Here is a 23470-nt window from a genome sequence, read left to right as displayed (position 1 = left end):
GATTGGGATGGCTATGATAAGAACGATGCTTCTGTGCTTCGCCAGCCTCATGGCGGCGGGACCGATGATCACGACGGCTATGGCAGGGGCGATCGACGTTTCGAATGCTGCGCCTTATCCGGCGCTCGCCGGTGTGGCCGAACCCACCGGTACGCATGCGCAGGCCGACCCCGGCCTCGTGCTTCTCGGCGCGGATCTGGTCGAGATCGCGGTCGCGCTCGGCGCAGCCGACCGCATCCTGGCGCGGCCCGCCGATATCGAACTGCCGGGCATCGAGGGCACGAGGCACCAGGTGCGCGAATGGGCGGGCGTCGAGGGCGTGCTGGCGCTTCGGCCGAAGCTGGTGATCGGATCGAGTGTCACCAACCGGCGGCTTCTCGACGGGCTTGCGGCCGTGGGCGTCGAGACCGATCTCATCGACCGGACGATCCCGGCTGTGGAGAAGGTGCGCCGGCTCGCCGGCCATCTCGGTCTGGCGGAGCGGGGCGAGGCGCTGACCGCCGCCATCGAAGCGGATTACGCTGAGGCGAGCCCGGTGCTGCGCGACGGCCGGCCGCTCCGGATCGTCCACATTTCCAAGCAGGGCGCCGGTACGAACTTCACCGCCGGCGGGGCGGAGACGGCGGTGCACAACCTGATCCTGCGCGTCGGCGCGCTCAACGCCGCCGCCGAGATCGGCCGCGACCGCTACCGGCCGGTGACACCGGAAGGCATGATCCTGATGAAGCCCGACGTCGTGCTGATCTCGGAGAAGGAGCTTCCCGCCTTCGGCAACCTGGAGGGTATCTGGGACGCCTATCCCGGCCTCAGCCTGACGCCCGCCGGCCGCGAAAAAAACCTCGTCGTCATGCGCGACCTGCACGTGCGCGCCGATGCGGCTTCCAGCGGCATCGCAACGAAGGCCCTGTCGCAGGCGCTGCACGAGATGTTCCCGTGACGGGGCCACTCAAGCTCAAGCGCCCGCCGTCGCATACGGGGGCGATCGCCGCGGTGCTCGGCGCGGTCCTCGTGGCCGCCTTCTTCGCCTCGGTGGCGATCGGGGCCGTGTCGCTGTCGCTGGACGCCGTGCTGCGTGCCATCGCCGGGCGCTTCTCCGCAAGCGCCGCCGATCCGGAGGCGGTCCTCGCCGAGACCGTGGTGTGGGACCTGCGCCTCGCGCGGGTGCTCACCGCCGTCATCATCGGGGCGAGCCTTGCGACCTGCGGCGCGGCCATGCAGGGCCTTTTCGGCAATCCGCTCGCCGATCCCGGCATCATCGGCGTCTCCAGCGGCGCCTCGCTCGGCGCCATCGTCGTCGTCGTGCTGCAGATCTCCACCTTCGGGCTCTGGACCCTGCCGGTCGGCGCCTTCCTCGCCGGCACGGCGACGACCTTCGTCATCTATGCGCTCGCGCGGCCGGGCAAGACCGGCGGCGACAATTCCAAGCTGCTGCTGGTCGGCATCGCCGTCAACGCCATCGGCGGCGCCTTTGCCGGCTACCTGACCTATCTCGCCACGGCGGAGCAATTGCAGAGCCTCACCTTCTGGTCGATGGGCTCGCTCTCCAGTGCCAAATGGGTGACGGTCGGCATCAGCGCGCCGCCGACCGTCGTCGGCATTGTCCTGCTCTATCGCTGGTCGCGGCAGCTCGACCTGCTGGCGCTCGGCGAGCGGCAGGCGCGCCATCTCGGCGTCGACGTGAAGCGCCTGCGCCGCAAGCTGATCTTCGTCACGGCGCTGCTGGTTGCCGCCGCAGTCTCCTTCAACGGCACCATCGGCTTCGTCGGCCTCGTCATCCCGCATCTATTCCGGCTGATGATCGGCCCGGCGCATCGGCTGCTGATCCCGTTTTCGGCTGCCGGCGGCGCGCTCCTCGTCATGCTGGCCGACCTTGCGGCGCGCACGCTCGACCCGCCGTCCGAAATCCCCATCGGCGTCATCATGGGCTCGCTCGGCGGGCCGTTCTTCCTCTGGATGATCTATCGCAGCCGCCGCTTCGGAATATCCGCCTCATGATCGAGCTTCGCGACGTCACCGTCTCCATCGAGGGCCGCGACCTTCTCCACGCGGTCACCATGTCCTGCGCGCCAGGCACGCTCACCGCGCTCGTCGGACCGAACGGGGCGGGAAAATCCACGCTGCTGTCGGTCGTCGCCGGCGATCGAAAGGCGGACGCCGGGAAAATCCTGCTGAAGGGCCGGGAGATCGGCCGCTACAGCGTGCATGAACTGGCGCAGATTCGCTCGGTCTACCCGCAGGGCTCGGTCATCCGCTTCGGTTATATGGTGGAGGAAGTGGTGGCGATGGGCCGCGCCTTCCGCGACCTGCCGCCCGACGAGGACGAGGCGGCGGTGCTCGGGGCGCTGAGAACCTCCGAAGTCGAGCACATGGCCTTCCGCAACGCCCAGACGCTTTCCGGCGGCGAGCAGGCCCGCACCACTTTTGCCCGCGTCGTCGCACAGGCGACGCCCATCGTGCTCCTCGACGAGCCGACGGCGGCGCTCGACCTGCGCCACCAGGAGCGGGTGCTGGCCGCGGCGAAGGCCATGGCGCGGGAAGGGGCGACGGTCGTCGCCGTGCTGCACGACCTCAACCTGGCGGCCGCCTTCGCAGACCGGATTGTGCTGCTGAGCGACGGGCGCATTGCCGGAAACGGCCCGCCCTGGGAGGTGCTGCAACAGGAACGCATTGAAACCGTTTACCGCCAGAGCGTCCGGATCCTCGAGCATCCCGTTCGCGGCTGTCCCGTCGTTCTGACGACATAGAAGGAGTTCGCCATGACATGCACCCTTTACCGCGCCGATGTCGCCGCCACGCTTGCGCGGGAGCACGCGGCCGCGCGCCGCCAGCGGGAGGAACGGATGGCCTCCGCCGAGGCCGGCGCGCCGCCGGTCTCCGCCCGCGACTTCCGCACCTCGGAGATCCACCGCACATCCTATCTCTCCATCGGCCCCCGTCAGGGCAGCTTCCTCTACGGCGCGGCACGCGCGAGCGGGGCCAGGACCATCGTAGAATTCGGCAGCTCCTTCGGCATATCGACGATTTATCTCGCCGCCGCCGCTTGCGACAACGCCGGCACCGTGACCGGCTCGGAGTTCCATCCGGAGAAGGTGGAGAAGGCCGGCCGCAACCTCGCCGATGCCGGCCTTGCCGGCGTGGCGACGATCCGCGGCGGTGATGCGCGCGAGACGCTTTCCGATATCGAAGGGCCCATCGATCTCCTGTTCCTCGACGGCGCGAAGGAGCTATACCTGCCGATGCTCTCGATGCTGGAGGACAGGCTGAAGCCCGGCGCGCTGGTCATCGCCGACAATGCCGACATGCTGACGGAGGAGGAGGGCGGCTTCCTGCACCATGTCGGCGCGGAGCGGCAGCGCTACGTCACCGCGCTCATCGGCTTCCATAAGGGCTTGATGAGCCATTCCCTATTCCTCGGCTGAGATTTTGATCATGACCACAGAGAACGAACCCCGCCGCCCGAAGCGCGACCTTCCCGAATGGGATCTCACGGTTCTGTCGGCGGCCGACATCGCGCCCCGCATGCGCCGCGTCGTGCTGACCGCGCCGGGCCTTGCGCAGATGGACTACCGTCCGGGGCAGGCGTTCTGCCTGCAGATGCCGCTGCCCGAGGGCGGAACGGGGCGGCGCGACTACACGATCCGCGCGCTGGACAGGAAGAGGGCGGAACTTTCCATCGATTTCGTCCTTCACGGCGACACGCCGTCACCGAGTTGGGCGCGGACCGTGCGTCCTGGCGCATCGATCAAAGCACGCGGCCCGCGCGGGCGCACCGTGGTCGATCCGGCGGCCGATTGGCACCTCTTCCTCGCCGACGAGACCGGCCTGCCGGCCGTCCTGCACATGCTGGAAACCCTTCCGACCGGTGTCCGCGCGATCGCGCTTCTCGATGTCGGCGGGGGGGAGGACGAATTGCCGTGCGAAACACAGGCGGACCTTTCGGTCGAATGGCTGCATCGCGGCGCGGCGAAGCCCGGAACGGGTACCGCGATCCTGGACCGCCTGGCGCAACTCGCCTTCCCGCCGGGACGGGGGCAGGCCTATGTCGTCGGCGAGACGAGCAATGTCCGAGCCCAGCGCCACCACCTCATCGCCCGCGGCTTTGAGCGCGGCCAGATCGCGTCCGAAGGATATTGGCGACCGGGGCGCATCGGCGGCCACGACCACGTTGATGACTGATCGTGCGCTTGAAATATTGGTTACGGCATGGCGCAGGCGAGCCATGAATGAGATGATATCCCGATCGAACGATTGTTGCGTCCGAAGGATCCATTAAGGACGGCACGATAAATCGGGCAGTGGTCGATGTATTGGCGGTTAGAAAAACCGCCTTCGACAATAGGAGCCAGAAGTATCACCAACAGCCATTGCCAGGGTATCAGCGCCCTGTCATTGCAGATCGAACCTGCCTGAGCGCGCATCAAGCATCTCTCTCAGCGAGGGGCGTGCTTCTCTGCGGTCAATCCGGTATTGCCCTCACCCTCCGAGGTAGCCGGTCCGAAGCGCCGCTGCATCGCATAGCTGGTATCCAAGCTGGCGAAGCGGCGTGGCGGCGGATGCGACCAGAGCGGCGTTCGAGGGCGCGAGGGCGCCGTCGGGCGTCTGGAGATTGTTCTCGAACCCGACGCGGACATGCCCGCCGAGCAGAGCCGCAGCTGTAACGCAGGCCGCCTCGTTCCTGCCGAAGGCGCAGACGCTCCAATCGGCAAATCGCGGGGCTTCCGGGGCAAGAAAAGGCAGCAGATCGGCGGGCGCTGAGGTCTGGCTGACGGTGTAGCGGCCGAGCACATAGAGCACGGGGATATCCGGCCATGGCACCACGCCGCGCCGGATCATCGCGGCCAGCCGCACGGCTTCGGCTGGCTCGTAGAGAATGATCTGCGGGGCAACGCGTTCCCGCTTCATCCAGTTGAGCGCTTCGGCGAAGGCAGGCTCGGCGGCTTCGTCGGGCGCAAGCTCGCGCAGCGCCAGGGAGGCGGCCTCCGGGCGCACGGCCTTGAGCACGGCGATCTGTTCGGCCGCGGTGTAGATCCCCAAGGCTTCCGTGGTGATCTGGATCACCATCCGCTCGCCGACTTCCGCACGAATGGCCTCGATCGTTTCGAGGTAGGCGTCGGCATCCAGGAGGTGGCGGCTGTCGGGGCGGCGTACGTGGACATGGATCATCGCGGCGCCCGCTTCGAGGCATTCCGCCGCGGTTCTCGCGAGTTCCGCCGGCGTTAGAGGAAAGGCCGGGTGGTCGGCTTTCGTCCGGCGCCCGCCGTTCGGTGCCACTGCAATCGCAACCTGATGCGGGCTATGTAGGGCTGTCATCCGCCGATCCCGATAATGATTCATATGGATCATTAAATAGCATCAATGAAACACATGTTGCAATCCTTTATGGAAAGGTATATCCCCATGCCTATGCACACCGGCCCGCTCGCAGACCAGATTGTCCAGGCCTTCGACGCCATGTCGGAGCAACTCCAGGCGGCTGCGCGCTATGTGCTGAACCAGCCCCGCGACGTGGCGCTTCTGTCCATGCGCGAGCAGGCGCGGCAGGCCGGCGTCCAGCCCGCCACCATGACGCGCCTTGCCAAGCATCTCGGCCTTGCCGGTTATGAGGATATCCGCCAGCAATATGCCGACGCGATGCGCGGCGAGGTGACAGGCTTTGCCGGCCGGGTCGGCGCGCAGGCGAAAAACCAGAAGCTGAAGGGCGACCATGCCCTGGCGGCCGACATGCTGGGCGGCATCGCCGCGCAGGTCGGCCAGCTCGCGCAGCCCGCCGCGCTCGACACGCTGGTCGACGCCGCGCAGCGGCTGAGCGCGGCGCGGCGCATCTACTGCCTCGGCCTGCGCTCCAGCCATTCGCCGGCCTGGCACCTGCATTACATCCTGTCGCTCGCGGGCAAGCACTCGATCATGCTCGATGCCGTCGGCGGCATCGGTGCGGATGCGCTCAACAGCGCGACGGACGCGGACGTGATGGTCGCCGTCAGCGTGCAGCCCTATACGCGCCAGACGATCGAGATCGCCGATTTCGCCGGCGAGGCGGGCGTGCCGCTGATCGCCGTGACCGACAGTCCCGTCGCTCCGCTCGCCCAGCTTGCCGCCTGCACAGTCATGGTGCCGACGGGAAGCCCGTCCTTCCTGCACACAATGTCGCCGGCCTTCGTCGTGGCTGAAGTGCTCGGCGCGCTGGTCGCGGGGCAGGCGGGCGATACCGCAAGTGCCGCACTCGCGAGCGTCGACCGCCAGTCCGCCGCCCTCAACACCCATCTCAAGACGAGGATGAAGCGTCCGTGACCCACCTTCTGCATCGCGCCATCCATTCCCGCATGCCGGTCGCCGTCGGTGGCAGGGGCATCGAACTCTTCGACGCCGAGGGCAGGGCCTATATCGATGCGTCCGGCGGCGCCGCCGTCTCCTGCCTCGGCCATGCCCATCCGGCGGTGCTCGCCGCTCTCCACGAGCAACTCGACCGTCTCGCCTATGCCCATACCGGCTTCTTCACCTCGCAGATCGCCGAGGACCTCGCCGATCTCCTGGTCGAGGGCGCGCCGGAAGGGCTCGGCCACGTCTATCTGATCAGCGGCGGGTCCGAGGCCGTCGAGGCAGCGCTCAAGATGGCGCGGCAATATTTCGTGGAGAAGGGCGAGCCCCAGCGCCGCCACATCATCGCACGCCGGCAGAGCTATCATGGCAATACGCTCGGGGCGCTGGCGGCGGGCGGCAACGAGTGGCGCCGCGCGCAGTTCAAGCCGCTGCTCATCGAGACCCATCATATCGATCCCTGCTACGCCTATCGCCTCCAGGAGACCGGCGAGAGCGACGAGGCCTACGCCGCCCGCGCCGCCCAGCAGCTGGAAGACAAGATCCTCGAGCTCGGCGCGGACCAGGTCATCGCCTTCGTTGCCGAGACCGTTGTCGGCGCAACCTCCGGCGCGGTGCCGCCGGTCGCCGATTACCTCAAGCGCATCCGCGCCATTTGCGACCGCTACGGCGTCCTGCTCATCCTCGACGAGGTCATGTGCGGCATGGGCCGCACCGGCACGCTGCATGCCTGCGAACAGGACGGCGTCGCGCCCGATTTGATGACCATCGCCAAGGGCCTCGGCGGCGGCTACCAGCCGGTCGGCGCGGTGCTGCTGTCGGACAGGATCTTCGACGCCTTCGCAAAGGGCTCCGGCTTCTTCCAGCATGGTCACACCTATATGGGTCACCCCATGGCTGCCGCCGCCGGCCTAGCGGTACAGCAGGTTATCCGCCGAGAGAACCTGCTCGCCAATGTCGTGGCCATGGGCGACGAACTGGAGCGCCAGCTCACCGACCGTCTCGGCAACCATCATCACGTCGGCGACATCCGCGGCCGCGGCCTGTTCCGCGGCGTCGAGCTGGTCGCCGACCGGGCCAGCAAGCAGCCCTTCGATCCCAGATTCAAGCTCAACGGCCTGATCAAGAAGGAAGCGATGGCGCGCGGCCTTATGATCTATCCGATGGGCGGCACCATCGACGGGCGGATCGGCGACCACGTCCTCGTCGCCCCGCCCTTCATCGTCGACCGCAGCGATATCGGCCGCATCGTCGAGCGGCTGGGCGATGCGATCGATGCCGCCGTGAGCGCTCTTCCACACGCATAAACCAAGCAAAGGGGAACTACCATGAAACTGCGTTCAATTCTGTTTGCCGCCTTCGCCACCGCGATCGCCTTCGCACCGGCTGCCAGCGCCGAAGACCTGGTGGTCGCCACCGATACGGCCTTCGTGCCCTTCGAGTTCAAGGAAGGCGAGAAGTATGTCGGCTTCGACATCGACATGTGGGATGCCATCGCCAAGGAGATCGGCGTCACCTACACACTCCAGCCGATGGACTTCAACGGCATCATCCCGGCGCTCCAGACCAAGCAGGTCGATGTGGCGCTCGCCGGCATCACCATCAAGGACGAGCGCAAGAAGGCCATCGATTTCTCCGACGGCTATTACGATAGCGGCTTCCTGCTGATGGTTCCGGCCGACAGCACCATCAAGGGCGCTGACGACCTCAAGGACAAGATTCTCGCCACGAAGACCGGCACGTCCGCGACGGACTATGCCAAGGAGCACTTCAAGGACACGGAACTGCGCCAGTTCCCGAACATCGACAACGCCTATCTGGAGCTCCAGACCGGCCGCGTCGATGCCGCCATGCACGACACGCCGAACGTCCTCTACTACGTGAAGACTGCCGGCGGCGGCAAGGTGAAGGCCGTTGGAGAGCAGATGATGGCCCATCAATACGGCATCGGCTTCCCCAAGGGCAGCGCGCTGGTCTCCAAGGTCAACGCGGCGCTCGCCAACATGAAGAAGGACGGCCGCTACACCGAAATCTACAAGAAGTGGTTCGGCACCGAACCGAAGCTCTGACGCCTTAGCCGGGCGCGCCGGTTCATCCGGTGCGTCCTCCTCACGCCGGGGAGCGATACCATGGAATTCGACTGGTCCGTCATCGGCGAGGCCATGCCCGCGCTCTTGAGCGGCGCACGCCTCACCATCCTCATCACCATCGCCGGCCTCGTCGGCGGCCTGATCGTCGGCTTTGTCGCGGGCCTGATGCGCGCCTATGGCAATGCCGTGCTCAACGCCATCGCCTTCCTCTATATCGAGCTGATCCGCGGCACGCCCATCGTCGTGCAGGTGATGTTCATCTATTTCGCGCTGCCGGTGCTGGCCGATATCCGCGTCAACCCGATGACCGCCGCCGTCACCGCGATCGTCGTCAATGCCGGCGCCTATATCGCCGAGATCGTGCGCGGCTCGTTCCTCTCCGTCCACAAGGGTCTGAAGGAGGCGGGGCTGGCGCTCGGCCTGCCGCTGTGGAAGGTGCTGGTCTATATCATCGGCCCGGTCGCCTTCCGGCGCATGATCCCGCCGCTCGGCAACCAGTTCATCGTCAGCCTCAAGGATACCTCGCTGTTCATCGTCATCGGCGTCGGCGAACTCACGCGCCAGGGCCAGGAGATCATGGCCGCCAATTTCCGCGCCGTCGAAATCTGGAGCGCGGTGGCGATCCTCTACCTGCTGATGACCGGAACCCTGACGCTGATCCTGCGCGTCACCGAAAAGAGGATGCGGATCCTATGAGCATCGTGGAATTTCGCAACGTCACCAAGACCTTCGGCTCCGTCGTGGTTCTGCGCGAGGTGGACCTCAATATCGACAAGGGCGAGGTCGTCGTGCTGATCGGCCCGTCCGGTTCGGGCAAGTCCACGCTTCTGCGCTGCATCAACGCGCTGGAGGAGATCAACGGCGGCGATCTCGTCGTCGACGATATCAGCGTCAAGGCCGGCCGCTCGCAGGTGCGCATGATCCGCCAGGAGGCCGGCATGGTCTTCCAGCAGTTCAATCTGTTCCCGCAGATGACGGCGCTGGAAAACGTCGCCTTCGGGCCCCGCCGCGTACGCGGTGTGAGCCGGGCCGAGGCGCTGGAGCAGGCGAAGGCGCTGCTCGCCAAGGTGGGGCTCGCCGAGCGCGGACACCACTACCCTTCGGAGCTTTCCGGCGGCCAGCAGCAGCGCGTGGCGATCGCAAGGGCGCTCGCCGTCAAGCCGAAGCTGATGCTGTTCGACGAGCCGACCTCCGCGCTCGACCCGGAACTGCGCCACGAGGTGCTGCGCGTCATGCAGGCGCTCGCCGAGGAAGGCATGACGATGATCGTCGTCACGCATGAAATGGCCTTCGCGCGACAGGTCGGCACGCGGCTGATCTTCATGGAGGATGGCAAGATCTCGGTCGACGGCAACCCCGCCGCCTTGCTGGCCAATCCGGAAAATCCACGCCTGCGGGAGTTCTTGCAGCATGTCCACTGATAGCAGGCTGGGATTCATCGAGATCGCCGGCACGCCGCACGACATCGGCCTCCAGCTCGGCCGCTTCGGCCGTGATATCGCCCATGCCCATCTCGTCAAAGGCCATGCCTGGGCCTCCGTCATGACCTTCCGCGGCGATCTGCGCATCGCGGCCATGCGTCGGCTGGTCGAGGAGCGCTTTCCCGCCTATTGGGGGGAACTACAAGGCCTCGCCGCCGGCCTCGCTCTTCCCTTCGACGAGGTCTTCCTCTGGAACTGCCGCGGCGACGTCTGGGCCTTCGCGCCGGATGGCTGCACGACGGTGCAGCTTCCGGGACCGGAGCCCGTTCTGGCGCACAACGAGGACGGCGATCCGGGTTTCCGGGGTCATTGCGCGCTCGCCCATGTCCGCCCCGAAGGCGGCATCGCCTTCACCAGCTTCATCTATCCGGCATCGATCCCGGGCCACACCTTCGCCGCGACCGAGGCAGGCCTCGTCCAGGCCGTCAACAACATCCGCTCACGCGGCGTCGGCATCGGCCTGCCGCGAATGGTCCTCGGCCGCGCTCTTTTCGATTGCCGCACGCTTGATGACGCCGTTCACCTGCTGAAGACCGCCGAACGCGCCGGCGCGTTCCACATGACGCTCGCATGGAAGGGCGATCCGCGCCTGCTCGGCATCGAATTCACCCACACGAATTGCTCGGTCGTTTCCATCGACCGCCCGCAATGCCATGCCAACCATCTGGTTCACCCGGACATGGCTGGAGAGCGACAGGTGATCACCGGTTCGTCCGGTTCGCGTCAGGAGCGCGGCGATACGCTCATGGTCGGGAATCCACCGGACCCGCTCGACGTGCTCTGGGACAAGGCTGTCGCGCCGCTGCCGATCTATCGCGTCCAGCCCGACGACCCGGACCACGAAAACACACTCGCCACCGCCGTCTTCCACGTCGGTGCCAATTCCGTCGAGTGGCACGTCTACGATCGGGCCGGTGAAATGCCGCGCTTTACGATGAATGGCGCCCTGACGCCTGGTTAGGCCGATGCCGCTCGTCGTGAAGGCAGCCATGACGAGCATGATCATCAATCTCGGTCAAACGCCCTTCAGCGCGCAATCGCCCCTTCTCGGTCTCCAGCAACAGCATCCTTTCGTCTTCCGCAGAAATCTCACTACCCTATTCTACGCGCGTGGATCTGAACGGAGGCGGGGAAAACGCAACGGTATCTTCGAGCTCACGAAAAAGCTGCAGGAGACTTTTCTCGCGCGATGCCGGCGGATTCTGCCGGAGGAGGTCGAGGCCTGGAACATTTGGCGGCGCTTGTGGAACAATGCCCTCGCCATCGTTGGGCCGGTCTTGTAGCGTCGTTCGCGGGATGAGAACCGGTCGCCGGTTCGGGATGTTGCAGGGCTTACGCTTCAGATGCAACACTTGGAACCGAGCGTCGCCAGATCACGGCATGACGTTGCTGTCCTTGCTTGGTTATCGCCGCGGTGTGCTTGCTGGGCGCATGCCCTTTCCACACCTTGAACGCGCGGCAGAAGGCTGCCCCGTCGGCATAGCCGAGCGCCTGCGCCACATCCGCCATCCTCGCATTGCCCGCCGACAGCATTGTTGCCGCCAGTTCCTGGCGATGGGTTCGCGTGAGATCGCTGATCGTCAGGCCTTCCTTTTCGAGACGCCGCTGGAGGGTGCGTGACGATATTCCGAGCTCGTCGGCCAGGAAACCGACGGTGATCGCGCGGCGGCCGATATAGAGCTCGATCAGCGTCTTCACTTGGGCGGCAAAGCTGCTTTCGCCTCCGGTCTGCCCCATAAGGTCGGCCACATGGCGCTCCAGCATCATCGAAAGCTGCTTGTCCTCGCTGCGATAGATCCTCTCGGCTTCATTGAGATCCATCACGATGCGGTTGCTTGACTGGGAGAAACGGATCGGGGCGTGGATCAGCTTGGCCAGTTCGCCGGCATTTTCGGGAACATCGTGCTCGAAATGCACTTCGGCCGGCCTCCAACGCGAATTGAAACAGGACCGCACCAATTCGCAACTCGCCACCACCGAATATTCGGCATCCTGACGTCGCGGCCAGATGGTCTTGTCGGCGATGCGATAACTCCAGACGAGGCGGTCGCCTTCTTCCGTGAGGCCGGAAATGGTCGCGTTCTGCAGGGAATTCACGTAGCGCGAAATCCGGTCGAAGCCGTCGCGGATCGTCGGCGCAAGCGAGAACAGCATGCCCATGGGGCCGATGTCGGCCGGTTTGAACTCGGCGCCGAACTTCCCGCCGAGACAGGGTTCGCCGAGGGTTTCGGCCGCATCCTCGAGAAAGGCGACGAAACGGTGCAGCGGTACGATCGCGTAGGGGTCGTTCAGTTCCGTGGCGGCAATTCCGTGCCGGGATAGCAGAAGACCGGCGACGGGGCGGCGTTTTTGCAGGCGCTCGATCAGCGGCGTGAGCGCGGAGACACGAATGTAGGAAACGGCCCGGGACTGGCGGTTGACGTTCGTCATGACCGATCCTTCCTTATTAACGTGATGATTGACGCAAATTATCAAATGTCTGTCATGCTTGGCAATATGGTTGCGCGGCATAGCCCCCTATCTTTTGCGAATAAGCAAGAAACCGTGAGGGGTTCGAAATGACTGTCGAAGCGAGCATGCCGGCGCCGGTAACGCGCCTGGCCGGTAATTCCGTGGGCATATCCCATATCGTCTTTTTCGTCGTGGCGGCGGCTGCGCCGCTCACCGCCGTCGTCGGTGCCACGCCGCCGGCCTTCGCCTTCGGAAACGGGGCCGGCGTTCCGGGGGCCTTCGTGCTCGCGGGCCTTCTCTATCTGATCTTCTCCGTCGGCTTTACGACCATGAGCCGCCATATCGGAGGAGCCGGCGCGTTCTATACCTACATCACGCACGGCATCAGCAAGCCGGCCGGCGTCGGCGGGGCGTTCATGGCGCTCCTGACCTACAGCTCGGTGCAGATCGCGGTCTACGGCCTGCTCGGCCTGTTCACGCAAGGCGCCGCGGCCGGTCTCGGTCTCGATCTTCCCTGGTGGTTCTGGTCTCTCGCCTTCCTGGTCGTGGTGCACTTCTCCGGCCAGCGCAACATCTCGTTTTCCGGCGCCATTCTCGGCGTGTGCATGCTGGCGGAAATCGTCATCCTGCTGCTGCTCGACCTCGGCATCGTTCTTGCCGGCGGCGGTCCGGAAGGCATGAGCTTCACGTCCTTTGCGCCGGAAACGGTGTTCTCGACGGGCCTTGGCGTTTCGCTGGTCTTCGTCGTCGGCTCCTTCATCGGCTTCGAGGCGACCGCGATCTTCGGCGAGGAGGCACGCGAGCCGGAGAAAACGATCCCGAGGGCGACCTATATCTCGGTCCTGCTGATCGCGATCTTCTACGCCTTCTCGACATGGGCCATCACGCTCCACTACGGACCGGGCAAGGTGCAGTCGGTCGCCGCCGGTGCGCTCGACAGCTTCTACTTCGATGCGGCGACGCATGTGCTTGGCGGCTGGTCGGCGCTCACCATGAACATCCTGCTCATCACCAGCCTGTTCGCCTGCGTGCTGTCCTTCCACAACACGCTCAACCGCTATTTCTTCGCGCTCGGCCGCGAAGGCCTGGCGTTCCGCGCGCTCGGCAGCGTTCACACCCGGCATGGTTCGCCCTACATCGCGGGCATGCTGCAATCCGCCATCGCCGCCACGGTGATTGCCGCTTTTGCCTTTGCCGGGCAGGATCCCTTCGCCGTGGTCTTCTCCTACATGTCGGCGCTCACGGTCATCGGCATCCTCAGCGTCCAGGCCATCGTCTGTATCGCCATCATCCTGTTCTTCCGGTCCGACAAGCGTGGTCACGGCGTCTGGCAGACCGCAATCGCGCCGGCGCTTGCCTTCATCGGTCTCGTGGGAGCGCTGTTCCTGGTGATCTCCAATCTCGAGCTTCTCGCCGGGGCATCGAACATCGTCGTGAATTCCTTCCCGTTCATCGTCGCGCTGACGGGCCTTGGCGGCATCGCCTTCGCCATGCGCATCCGCAAGTCCGACCCGGCCCGCTACGCGGCGCTCGGCAAGGTCTTCGAGGAATAGACGGGACCACAAACACAAAACAGAACCGCTGTCCTTCGGCGGCGGTTCGCTCGACCTGATGCGGTGCGGATGCGGCAAGCATGGTCCGCGCACGGCACCCCCATGCCAAAACGAAAGAAACCCGATGACCGAGAATACAAAGATCGACTTCGTCTATCTGTCCGAGCAGGACATGATCCGCGCCGGCGTCACAGACATGCCGGGTTGCGTCGATGCCATGGAGGAAATGTTCGGCCTGCTTTACCACGGCGACTACCGCATGGCCGGCCCGAACAGCGATTCGCACGGCGCGGCGATCAGCTTTCCGGAAAACTCTCCCTTTCCCGACATGCCGAAGCCGACCGCCGACCGCCGTTTCATGGCAATGCCCGCCTATCTCGGCGGCCGTTTCCGCACGGCCGGCATGAAATGGTACGGCTCCAATATCGAGAACCGCGGGAAGGGGCTGCCGCGCTCGATCCTGATGTTCTGTCTGAATGACGCCGATACCGGTGCGCCACTCGCCTTCATGTCGGCGAACCTGCTGTCGGCTTATCGCACGGGCGCCATTCCCGGCGTCGGTGCGCGGCATCTGGCGCGCAGGGATTCCCGCGTCGTCGGCGTGCTCGGCCCGGGCGTCATGGCCAAGACCACGCTTGCCGCCTTCATCGCCGCCTGCCCGAACATCGATACGGTGAAGGTCAAGGGTCGCGGCCAGAAGAGCCTCGACAGTTTCCTGTCCTGGCTCAAGGAAACCTATCCACAAGTGACCAGGGTGGAGATCGTCGACAGTATCGAGGCCGTGGTCCGCGACAGCGACCTCGTGACCTATTGCAATTCCGGAGCGGTGGGCGACCCGTCCACCTACCCGATGGTCAAGCGCGAATGGGTCAGCCCCGGCACGTTCCTCGCCATGCCCGCGCTCTGCAATATCGATGAGGGCATGGAGCTGCCGGATGTGCGCAAGGTGGTTGATAATACCGGTCTCTACGACGCCTGGTTCCACGAATTGCCGAAGCCTGCGCATGTGCATGTGCCGATCATCGGCGTGAAGTTCATGGACATGATCGCCGAGGGCAAGATGAGCCGCGATCAGCTCGAGGATATCGGCAAGATTGTCGCAGGCGATGCACCGGGCCGCCGGAACGACGATGAGATCATCATCATGTCGGTCGGCGGCATGCCGGTCGAGGACGTGGCCTGGGGCACCGTCGTCTACCGCAATGCCATCGAGCGCGGCATCGGCGTCAAGCTGAACCTGTGGGACGTGCCGGTCCTGCGCTGATTCTTCCCGGGCGCAGGCCATCCCGGCCTGTGCCGCATCCCATAGATGGAGTTGAGATGACCAAGATCGTAAAGATCAAGACGGGGTCCAGGTTCGAGGACCATGGCAGCTACTCGCGTATCGTCGCCGTCGACAACTGGATCTTCTTGTCCAATACCGCCGGCCGCAATCCCGAGACGAAGGAAATACCGGAGGACGTGGTCGAGCAGACGCGGCAGGTCTTCGCGAATATGGCGCGAGCTCTCGCCGCCGTCGGCGCGACCCTTGCCGACGTGGTCGCCTCGCGCGTTTTCATTCAGGATCCTGCCGATACCCATGCCGTCATGACGATTGTCGGCGAGATGTTCCGGGGCATCGATCCCGCCAGCACCGTCACTTGCCCGCCGCTCGGATCGACCGTCTACAAGGTCGAGATCGAGGTCACGGCCTTTCGCGGTGCCTCGACGGCCGACACCGAAAAGCTGACCATCTCGCTCTGACCCCTTAACGGCGGCGGCATCGCAGCGCATACGCCCAACCCTTCACGGAACCCGTCCATGTCCCCCGCACAGCTTCCCATCCAAAATTCCACCGTCCTTCCGGCATCCACGACCGTGGTGGTGATCGGGGCAGGCATCGTGGGGCTGACCGCCGCGCTGACGCTGGCAGAGCGCGGGCTTCCCGTCGTGGTCTTGGAGAAGGGGCGGGCTGGGGCCGAGCAATCCTCCCGCAATCTCGGCTGGGTGCGCAAGATGGGGCGTTCGGCGCCCGATGTGCCGATGTCGCTCGCGGCGGATCGCCTGTGGTCGGCCATGCCGGAGCGGATCGGCAGGGATGTCGGCTACCGGCAGGCCGGCATCATGTATCTCGCCCGCACCGAAGCCGAAATGGCGATGCATGAACAATGGATGGAAACGGTCAGCCAGCTATCGCTCGATTCCCGGCTCTTGAGCGCGAAGGAGATCGATGCGCTGGTGCCCGGCGGGCAGGGTGAATGGGCCGGCGGCATATACACCGCGTCCGACGGGCGCGCCGAGCCGACGCTCGCAGCCTCCAGCATCGCGAATGCCGCGATCCGCAAGGGGGCGGTCATCGTCGAGAATTGTGCTGTCCGCACACTCTCGCTCTCTGCCGGAAGGGTGGATGGCGTCGTGACGGAACAGGGCGCGATCCGGTGCGACCATGTCCTTCTGGCCGGTGGTCTCTGGTCGCGCAAGTTCCTGGGAAACCTCGGTGTCTTTCTCCCGACGCTGCCGCTGATCTCGTCGGTCATCCGCACGGCCCAGATGGATGGGCCGACGGAGATCGCGGTGGGCGGCCCGGATTTCTCCTTCCGCAAGCGCCTTGACGGCGGCTACACGATCACGCAGCGCGGTGCGCTCGGGGCGCCGCTGCTCCTCGATCATTTTCTCATCGGCATGCGCTATCTGCATATGCTGCGCGGCCAGCGCTCCCTGCTGCGCATCAGCCTCGGCCGGGATTCCCTGAAGGATATCGCCATGCCGCGCCGGTGGGGCGCGACGTCGATCTCGCCCTTCGAACGCGTCCGGACCATGGACCCCGCGCCCGATGCCGCAATCAATGCCGAGGCGATGCGCAATCTGACGGCGGCGTGGCCCCTGTTCGCCAATGCGGTGATCGAGGAGGTCTGGGCAGGCATGATGGACATCACGCCGGATTCGCTACCGGTCATAGCTCCCGTGGCGAAAATTCCGGGCTTCACGGTCGCCTCGGGTTTCTCCGGCCATGGCTTCGGGACCTCCCCGGCCGCCGGCCAGCTCGCCGCCGATCTCATCACCGGCAGCGACCCGATCGTGGACCCGAAACCCTACAGGCTCGAACGTTTCGCCTGAGCGGGGACCGTCCCGTTCGGCCAGAAGGAGGATGCAGTCGTGCGCCAGACCGTCTTCCTCGCACTGCAACTGTTTGTGGCTGCGGCCCTTGCCTTGGCGCTCGCCCGGTGGCTCGATCTGGCCAATCCCTACTGGGCGGCGATGCCGGTCTGGGTGGTGCAGCAGGCCTATCGCGAGGATCTGGTTCTGCGCGCCGTGCTGCGCATCATCGGCACGCTGGCCGGTGCCGCCCTTGCGCTTGCCGTCGTCCGGCTTGGGCTCCCCGACGTCTTGACCGCGCTCGTTCTTGCCCTCGGCGTGGGATGTGCTGCGGCTCTTGCCTACTGGATCGGCACGGTCATGAGCTACGGCGCCTTTATGGCCGGCGTGACGCTCTTCGTCGTGCTTCTTCCAGGCTTTTCCGGTTTCTCCGCCGCGACGGGGATCGACCCTGTCGCAGCGGCGGTGGATCGCATTTTCTGCACCCTGATCGGAGTGGCTTGCGTGACGGCAGCCACCTTCGCATTCACCCCGCGCCGGGTCGGACAGGCGCCGATGCGTGTAATGGAGGGGCGGGCGCGCAAGGCCTTGCTGCGGTTCGCCTATTGCTGCGCCATGTCGGTTTGCGCCGCCGCCGCTGTGATCGCTTTCCCGCGCTTCGACATTCTCGCCGGCGCAATGACGCTGATCGTCTATTCCATGATCCTTTCCAGCGCACCGGATCCGCGGCCGATCGCATCGTTGCTCGTGCCGGCCGTCCTGCTGGGCGTTTGCGCCTCCATCGCCTATCTCTTCCTGCTGAAGAGTGCGGGGGCTGAGGCGAGGCAGGCCGCTGTCCTTCTCACAGCAGGCTTCCTGCTCGCCGGCGCTTTCCTGCGTGCCTGGCCTCGCACGGCATCCTACGGCCTCGACGCCAATATGTGCTTCCTGATCGTCTCGGAAGTGGGCGCCTGGCGTCATGGCACCGCCGAGGTGACGCTGGCAGGCATTGCGGTGGTGTGCGCTGCCGCCGCGGTCAGCGTCTCCGGCCGCCTGCTGCCCGCGGAAAGGCGCTAGGCGCGCCCTCAGATGCGGGGATCGAGGTCCCGCACGATGCTGACGGCACCCTTCTTTTCGGGCAGGAATTCGAGCAGCAGCCCATCGGCCAGCTCAAGCCAATGGGCGCCCTTCGCGGTGGCACGCGCACCATGGGCAAGGGCCGCTTCGATCGCGGCCGGGACATCTGAACAGACGATGCCGAGATGGCCGAAACGGCCCTCCGGTCCGGCGAAGTCAGGAGCCTCGATCAGCTGTATGCCCCCAAGCAGCCAAGCCTGTTTCGGAGCCTCGAGAGTGCCGTCGATCTGCGTCACCGTCATGCCGAGGACATCGCGAAAGAAAGCGATGTGCGGGGCGATGGCGCGCACATGAAAGGCGGCATGTTCGAGATAGGCGTGCGTCGCCGGCATGGGAGTCCTTTCAATTTTCAAGGGGAAGCGGTGTGAGACGGTCTTGGAGATCTGCATGGGTCGAGAGAGCCCGCCAATTCCGTTCCAGGTCGTTTTCGCGGAAGTGGCGCACGAGCGCGTCGATGAACAGGCGCGTGCGGGCGGGCAGGTGCGAGCGCGAGGGGAACACGACGCTCATCGTCAGCCGCGGCAGTTGCCATTCGGTCATGACGGGCACGAGCCGCCCCGCCAGCACGTCCTCGCTGACGATATAGGCTGGCTGTACGAGGATACCCATTCCGCCCAGCGCGGCCTTGCGCAGCAACTGCCCGTCATTGGACATGAGCTCGCCCGCGACCGGCAGGCGTTGCATGACCTCACCCCGGGTAAACTCCAGATGCTCCCAGTTGTCGGATAGCGTGTAGAGGAGCATGGCATGATGTTCGAGATCGGCGGGATCGGCAGGCGTACCGCAGCGTGCAAGATAGTCCGGCGATGCGGTGAGAATGCGTGGAACTTCGGCGAGTTTGCGGATCGTGACGCTGCTGTCCGTTTCGACACGCCGCGTTCTGACCGCAAGATCAAGGCCGTTTTCGATGATGTCGAGATAGCGGTTGGAAGCCTGCAGATCAACGCGGACGAGCGGATGCTGCCGCTTGAAGGACTGAATGACCGGTATCACATGCAGGAGTGAAAAGGACAGGGAGGCGCCGATGCGCAGGGTGCCGCGCGGTTCCGCGGCAACCAGGCTGACGCTGGCTTCCGCCTCGCTGAGGCTGTGCAGGATTTCACGTGCACTGTGGGCGAAGCGCTCGCCTTCCGCAGTCAAGGTCAATTGACGTGTCGTCCGTTGGACGAGGCGTACGGCGAGACGATTTTCAAGGCCGGTCAGGCAGCGGCTGACACCCGACACCGACAGTCCCATCAGCTCGGAAACGCGCGTGAGGTTCGTTTCCTCCGCAATGCGTGTGAAGACTTCCAGTTCGAGAAAGCGATCCATCGTCTCTCCCCGACATAGGCGCAATAACGGTAATATTCATATAAATCCGACCTGAATCAAGTGTCTGTCCGGCTGTGCGGCCTATTATTGCGGGGCCAGCAAGAATGTTTTCCAAATTACGTGATTTATCATGTAATTCCGCAATGGCAGGGTTGGCGATGCCGGGCTGGACCGGTCAACGCTTTGAAGGAGAAGCCGCATGGCGGAGCCTGCCTCGCCCAGGGCGCCTGTTCGCCACATCGTGATGTGGAACGTGGCGGGAGATACCCCGGCGGAAAGACAAGCGGGCATTACTGCGGTCAAGCATGCATTCGAAGGCCTGCGCGGACAGATTCCCGGCTTGATGCACCTTGAGATCGGCATTGACGAGAGCCGTGCCTCCCATGCCTGCGACATGGTGCTGGTCACGGAGTTCGAAAACGACGAGGCGCTGGCCTCCTACGCCACGCATCCGGCCCATCTTGCGGCCCGCGGTCGGCTCGAGGGGGTGCGCGTCGCTCGCTATCAGGTGGACTATGCCTGTCCGACGCCGGAGGGCCGCTGAAATGGCCGTCGAGGACTTCGTCTACGCCGCCCGGCCTGCCCGCGTGATCTTCGGTTCCGGCACGTCGGAACGCCTGCCCGAGGAGGTGGCGCGGCTTGGTGCAAGGCGCGCGCTGCTGCTTTCGACCGACGCGCAGCGCGGCCATGCCGAAGCGCTTGCGATGTGCCTTGGAGACGTGGCCGCCGGCATCTTCTCCGGCGCGGTCATGCATACACCGGTTGCGGTCAGCGAGCGTGCCACCGAGATGGCGCGATCCCTTGGCGTCGATGTCATCGTCGCGGTCGGAGGCGGCTCCACCACCGGCCTTGGCAAAGCAATCGCGCTGCGGACGGACCTGCCGCAGATCGTCCTGCCGACGACCTATGCGGGATCGGAAATGACGCCGATCATCGGCGAGACGCAGGACGGCATCAAGAAGACCCGAACGACGGAAAAGGTCCTGCCGGAAGTGGTCATATACGATATCGACCTGACGCTCGATCTGCCGGCGGCTCTCTCAGGTACAAGCGGCATGAATGCCATCGCGCACGCCGTCGAGGCCCTCTATGCGCGCGACCGAAACCCGGTCGTCAGCGCGCTCGCGCTGGAAGCGATACGTGCGCTCGCGCGCTCGTTGCCGATCATTGCGCGCGCGCCGCGCAACGCCGGTGCGCGCGCCGATGCGCTCTATGGCGCCTGGTTGTGCGGCATGTGTCTCGGCTCGGTCGGCATGGCGTTGCACCACAAGCTTTGCCACGTTCTCGGCGGCAGTTTCGATCTGCCGCATGCCGAGACCCATACCGTGGTCCTGCCGCACGCGCTGGCCTACAATGCGCCGGCACTTCCCGGCGTCATGGAACGATTGGAAGCCGTTCTCGGCGGCGAGCCCTGCCGCGCGCTTCAGGACCTGGGGCGCGCGATCGGTGCGCCAGGCAGTCTTGCCGATCTCGGCATGGCCGAAAGCGGCATAGAACAGGCGGCGACGATCGCCCTGGCAAATCCTTACTGGAACCCGCGCCCCCTCGAGCGGGATGCGATCCGTGACCTTATCGCGCGCGCCCATGGCGGAGCGCTCCCCCTTGTCGATCGGAGGACGACATGAACTACTTCACAGAAGACCGATCGCCGGACGTCGTCAATGCGCGGATGACCGAGGTCTCGTCACCCCGGCTGCACAGGGTCATGACGTCCCTGGTCGAACATCTGCATGCCTTTATCAAGGATGTCGAGCTGACCGAACCGGAATGGGAAGCGGCGATCGATTTCCTGACCCGCACCGGCCAGATCTGCACCGATACGCGTCAGGAATTCATCCTTCTTTCCGACGTGCTCGGCGTTTCCATGCTCGTCGACGCCATCAACAACCGTGTGCCCGACGGTGCAACGGAAACGACCGTGTTCGGTCCCTTTCACGTCGAAGGCGCGCCGGAGCGGGAGATGGGTGCGAATATCAGCCTCGACGGCAAGGGCGAGACCTGCCTTTTCGAGGGGCGCGTCGTCGATCTCCACGGCAACCCGGTCGAGGATGCGCTGGTCAGCGTGTGGTCGGACAACGAGGATGGCTTCTACGATGTCCAGCAACCCGGCATCCAGCCCGCCTTCAACAACAGGGGCATCTTCCGCACCGGTCCGGATGGCCGATACGCCTTTCGCGGGATCAAGCCGGTTTCCTATCCCATTCCCGACGACGGACCGGTGGGCGGGATGCTGGCGGCCCTCGGCCGCCACCCGTGGCGCCCGGCGCACATGCATTTCATGATCACCGCCAACGGTTACCGCCGGGTGATCACGCATATCTTCGTGGCCGGCGATCCCTATCTCGTCTCCGATGCCGTCTTCGGTGTGAAACAATCGCTCATCGTGCCCTTCGAGAAGGTCGATAGGCCGACGGAAAGCTGGCGCGCGCATTTCGACTTCGTGCTGTGTCGCACGGATGCCGAGGGCAGGCCAGGGCATTGAAAAACTGAGAAACGGCAGTTTTCTTTTTGCATTTTATGTGCAAAATCACGTGAAAAATAGAATTCGCAAAAGCGAAGGGGAACGAAATGAAGATAGCCCGGCCCGACAGCCTTGTCGAAACCGTCAGTCCCGACGTCACGTCCTTTCTGGCCGCGCCGCTTGCGGTGATCGGCGGAAAATCCAGCCCCGCGCAGTCGGGCGAGACATTTCCCGTCTATAATCCGGCGACGGGAGAAGTGCTTGCGCGCGTGCCGGCCTGCGGACCTGCCGATATCGACAGGGCGGTTGCCGCCGCGCAGGAGGCGTTCGAGGGGCCGTGGTCGAAAATGCTGCCCGCACAGCGCCAAGGGCTGCTCCTGAAGATCGCCGACCTGATCGAGGCGCATGGCGAGGAACTGGCGCAGCTGGAGACATTGAACCAGGGCAAGTCGATCATGCTGTCCCGGCTGATCGAGGTGCAGTCCTCGGCGGAATATTTCCGCTACATGGCGGGCTGGGCGACGAAGATCGAGGGCTCTACCCTCGACGTGTCCATCCCCATCCCGCCCGGCATGTCCTACCAGGCGTTCACCCGCAAGGAGGCCGTAGGCGTCGTTGCGGCGATCACGCCCTGGAATTTTCCGCTCAACATGGCCGCGTGGAAGATCGCGCCGGCACTTGCAGCGGGCTGCACCGTCGTCCTGAAGCCGGCGGAGGAAACGCCGCTCACCTCGATACGCCTTGCCCGGATCTGTCTTGAGGCGGGCCTGCCCGAAGGCGTCGTCAATGTGGTGACGGGTACGGGTGAGACGGCGGGTGCCGCGCTCGTCGCCCATCCCGGGGTCGCCAAGATTACGTTCACCGGCTCCACCGGCACCGGCAAGCGCATCGGCATTCAGGCGATGCAGGACATGAAGCGGGTGACGCTGGAACTCGGCGGCAAGGCGCCGATGGTCATGTTCGACGACATGGACCTCGATCTGCTCGGGCCTGCGACGGGCATCGGCACCTTCTTCAATACCGGGCAGACCTGCTGTGCCGGCGCACGCATCTATCTGCAGAGGGGGATCTACGACAAGGCGCTCGAGGTGATCGCCGGCATCACGCGCAGCCTGCCGCTTGGTTCGGGTCTCGACCCGAGGAACCAGTTGAACCCGCTCGTGTCTGCGCGCCACCAGGCCCATGTCAAGGCATGCATCGCCAAGGGGATCGAGGACGGTGCGCGGCCGCTGATCGGCGGCACCGCGCCTGACAAGGGCTTCTACGTCGCGCCGGAACTCTTCACCGACGTCAGGCAGGACATGGCGCTGATGCAGGAGGAAGTCTTCGGGCCGGTCGTGGCGGTAACGCCGTTCGATGATCCCGACGAGGGCATCCGCCTCGCCAACGACACGCGCTACGGCCTCGGCGCCTCGCTGTGGACCACCGACCTCAACAAGGTGATGCGCTACGTGCCGAAACTGAAGGCGGGGGTGATCTGGGTGAACAGCCACAACATTCCCGACCAGAACATGCCGTTCGGCGGTTTCAAGCAATCCGGCATCGGTCGCGAACATGGGCGGGGAGCCCTCGACAACTACCTCGAGACCAAGTCCGTCTGCGTCGCCTATCGCTGAG

The 23470-nt window shown here is 65.1% G+C and carries 25 protein-coding genes; 21 read left to right on the top strand and 4 right to left on the bottom strand.

Features of this window, described 5'->3' with window-relative positions; genetic code table 11:
• Nucleotides 1–7: 7 nt before the first annotated feature.
• From L0976_RS17010 to L0976_RS16990, 5 genes are read left to right on the top strand one after another with little or no spacing between them, the layout of a single operon-like run.
• Entirely contained in the window at nt 8–937 is a 930-nt protein-coding gene (locus L0976_RS17010) for an ABC transporter substrate-binding protein (protein WP_234188438.1), read from the top strand.
• A complete protein-coding gene (locus tag L0976_RS17005) occupies nt 934–1995 on the top strand; it encodes an iron ABC transporter permease (protein WP_234188437.1) in 1062 nt (353 codons plus the stop codon). Before L0976_RS17010 ends, L0976_RS17005 begins: the two co-directional genes overlap by 4 nt.
• A complete protein-coding gene (locus L0976_RS17000) occupies nt 1992–2744 on the top strand; it encodes a heme ABC transporter ATP-binding protein (protein ID WP_234188435.1) in 753 nt (250 codons plus the stop codon). Before L0976_RS17005 ends, L0976_RS17000 begins: the two co-directional genes overlap by 4 nt.
• A gap of 12 nt (nt 2745–2756) precedes the next feature.
• Entirely contained in the window at nt 2757–3419 is a 663-nt protein-coding gene (locus L0976_RS16995) for an O-methyltransferase (RefSeq protein WP_203316516.1), read from the top strand.
• Between the two features lie 10 nt (nt 3420–3429).
• A complete protein-coding gene (locus L0976_RS16990) occupies nt 3430–4176 on the top strand; it encodes a siderophore-interacting protein (RefSeq protein ID WP_234188433.1) in 747 nt (248 codons plus the stop codon).
• Nucleotides 4177–4473: 297 nt separating this feature from the next.
• Here L0976_RS16990 and L0976_RS16985 read toward each other — a convergent pair whose 3' ends face one another.
• Entirely contained in the window at nt 4474–5310 is an 837-nt protein-coding gene (locus L0976_RS16985; RefSeq protein ID WP_234188431.1) for a 3-keto-5-aminohexanoate cleavage protein, read from the bottom strand.
• Between the two features lie 93 nt (nt 5311–5403).
• On the opposite strand from L0976_RS16985, the gene L0976_RS16980 reads away from it, so the two are divergent.
• Genes L0976_RS16980 through L0976_RS16950 form a run of 7 tightly spaced genes read left to right on the top strand, consistent with a single transcriptional unit; the run spans nt 5404 to nt 11169 of the window.
• Nucleotides 5404–6288 carry a MurR/RpiR family transcriptional regulator gene (locus L0976_RS16980; RefSeq protein WP_234188455.1) on the top strand — a complete coding sequence of 295 codons (885 nt, stop codon included), beginning with the start codon at nt 5404–5406 and terminating at the stop codon, nt 6286–6288.
• On the top strand, nt 6285–7622 hold the full coding sequence (locus tag L0976_RS16975) for an aspartate aminotransferase family protein (protein WP_234188430.1): 1338 nt from the start codon (nt 6285–6287) through the stop codon (nt 7620–7622). Before L0976_RS16980 ends, L0976_RS16975 begins: the two co-directional genes overlap by 4 nt.
• 21 nt (nt 7623–7643) lie before the next feature.
• Nucleotides 7644–8384: a glutamine ABC transporter substrate-binding protein GlnH gene (glnH, locus tag L0976_RS16970; protein ID WP_234188429.1), complete on the top strand. Its 741-nt coding sequence runs from the start codon at nt 7644–7646 to the stop codon at nt 8382–8384.
• A 60-nt stretch (nt 8385–8444) separates the two neighbouring features.
• Nucleotides 8445–9101 (top strand): glutamine ABC transporter permease GlnP, encoded by a 657-nt coding sequence (gene glnP, locus L0976_RS16965; RefSeq protein ID WP_203316513.1) that lies wholly within the window; start codon nt 8445–8447, stop codon nt 9099–9101.
• On the top strand, nt 9098–9826 hold the full coding sequence (gene glnQ, locus L0976_RS16960; protein WP_234188428.1) for a glutamine ABC transporter ATP-binding protein GlnQ: 729 nt from the start codon (nt 9098–9100) through the stop codon (nt 9824–9826). Before glnP ends, glnQ begins: the two co-directional genes overlap by 4 nt.
• Nucleotides 9816–10847: a C45 family peptidase gene (locus L0976_RS16955; RefSeq protein WP_234188427.1), complete on the top strand. Its 1032-nt coding sequence runs from the start codon at nt 9816–9818 to the stop codon at nt 10845–10847. The genes glnQ and L0976_RS16955 overlap by 11 nt, the downstream gene beginning before the upstream one ends.
• Nucleotides 10848–10875: 28 nt before the next feature.
• A complete protein-coding gene (locus tag L0976_RS16950) occupies nt 10876–11169 on the top strand; it encodes a hypothetical protein (RefSeq protein WP_234188426.1) in 294 nt (97 codons plus the stop codon).
• A gap of 49 nt (nt 11170–11218) precedes the next feature.
• Here L0976_RS16950 and L0976_RS16945 read toward each other — a convergent pair whose 3' ends face one another.
• Nucleotides 11219–12316 (bottom strand): AraC family transcriptional regulator, encoded by a 1098-nt coding sequence (locus L0976_RS16945; RefSeq protein ID WP_234188424.1) that lies wholly within the window; start codon nt 12314–12316, stop codon nt 11219–11221.
• Between the two features lie 128 nt (nt 12317–12444).
• On the opposite strand from L0976_RS16945, the gene L0976_RS16940 reads away from it, so the two are divergent.
• The 5 genes from L0976_RS16940 to L0976_RS16920 all read left to right on the top strand — a co-directional run bounded on the left by L0976_RS16940 (nt 12445) and on the right by L0976_RS16920 (nt 18021).
• Complete coding sequence (locus L0976_RS16940) at nt 12445–13890, top strand: APC family permease (RefSeq protein ID WP_203316508.1); 1446 nt, start codon at nt 12445–12447, stop codon at nt 13888–13890.
• A gap of 124 nt (nt 13891–14014) precedes the next feature.
• Nucleotides 14015–15154, top strand: a complete 1140-nt coding sequence (locus tag L0976_RS16935) for a tyramine oxidase subunit B (protein ID WP_234188423.1) — start codon at nt 14015–14017, stop codon at nt 15152–15154.
• Between the two features lie 56 nt (nt 15155–15210).
• Nucleotides 15211–15633, top strand: a complete 423-nt coding sequence (locus L0976_RS16930; protein ID WP_234188422.1) for a RidA family protein — start codon at nt 15211–15213, stop codon at nt 15631–15633.
• 57 nt (nt 15634–15690) lie between these two features.
• A complete protein-coding gene (locus tag L0976_RS16925; protein ID WP_234188421.1) occupies nt 15691–16986 on the top strand; it encodes an FAD-binding oxidoreductase in 1296 nt (431 codons plus the stop codon).
• Nucleotides 16987–17025: 39 nt separating this feature from the next.
• The gene (locus tag L0976_RS16920) at nt 17026–18021 is read left to right on the top strand and encodes an FUSC family protein (RefSeq protein ID WP_234188420.1); all 996 of its coding nucleotides are present in this window, start codon (nt 17026–17028) and stop codon (nt 18019–18021) included.
• 8 nt (nt 18022–18029) lie between these two features.
• Here the strand turns inward: L0976_RS16920 and L0976_RS16915 are convergent, their stop codons facing one another.
• Complete coding sequence (locus L0976_RS16915; protein WP_203316503.1) at nt 18030–18413, bottom strand: VOC family protein; 384 nt, start codon at nt 18411–18413, stop codon at nt 18030–18032.
• Between the two features lie 10 nt (nt 18414–18423).
• On the bottom strand, nt 18424–19392 hold the full coding sequence (locus L0976_RS16910) for a LysR family transcriptional regulator (protein WP_203316502.1): 969 nt from the start codon (nt 19390–19392) through the stop codon (nt 18424–18426).
• Nucleotides 19393–19591: 199 nt separating this feature from the next.
• On the opposite strand from L0976_RS16910, the gene L0976_RS16905 reads away from it, so the two are divergent.
• The 4 genes from L0976_RS16905 (at nt 19592) to L0976_RS16890 (ending at nt 23469) form a co-directional block, all read left to right on the top strand.
• Complete coding sequence (locus L0976_RS16905) at nt 19592–19936, top strand: Dabb family protein (protein ID WP_234188419.1); 345 nt, start codon at nt 19592–19594, stop codon at nt 19934–19936.
• 1 nt (nt 19937) lies between these two features.
• Nucleotides 19938–21017 (top strand): maleylacetate reductase, encoded by a 1080-nt coding sequence (locus L0976_RS16900; protein WP_234188418.1) that lies wholly within the window; start codon nt 19938–19940, stop codon nt 21015–21017.
• The gene (locus L0976_RS16895) at nt 21014–21874 is read left to right on the top strand and encodes an intradiol ring-cleavage dioxygenase (RefSeq protein ID WP_234188417.1); all 861 of its coding nucleotides are present in this window, start codon (nt 21014–21016) and stop codon (nt 21872–21874) included. Before L0976_RS16900 ends, L0976_RS16895 begins: the two co-directional genes overlap by 4 nt.
• An 86-nt stretch (nt 21875–21960) precedes the next feature.
• Entirely contained in the window at nt 21961–23469 is a 1509-nt protein-coding gene (locus L0976_RS16890) for an aldehyde dehydrogenase (protein WP_234188416.1), read from the top strand.
• The last annotated feature ends 1 nt before the right edge of the window (nt 23470 follow it).

This window comes from Shinella sp. NM-101 (genome assembly GCF_021401195.1).
In the GTDB taxonomy this organism is placed as follows: domain Bacteria; phylum Pseudomonadota; class Alphaproteobacteria; order Rhizobiales; family Rhizobiaceae; genus Shinella.
The sequence above is the reverse complement of the archived record's forward strand: the minus strand, read 5'-3'. Positions and strand labels throughout refer to the sequence as shown.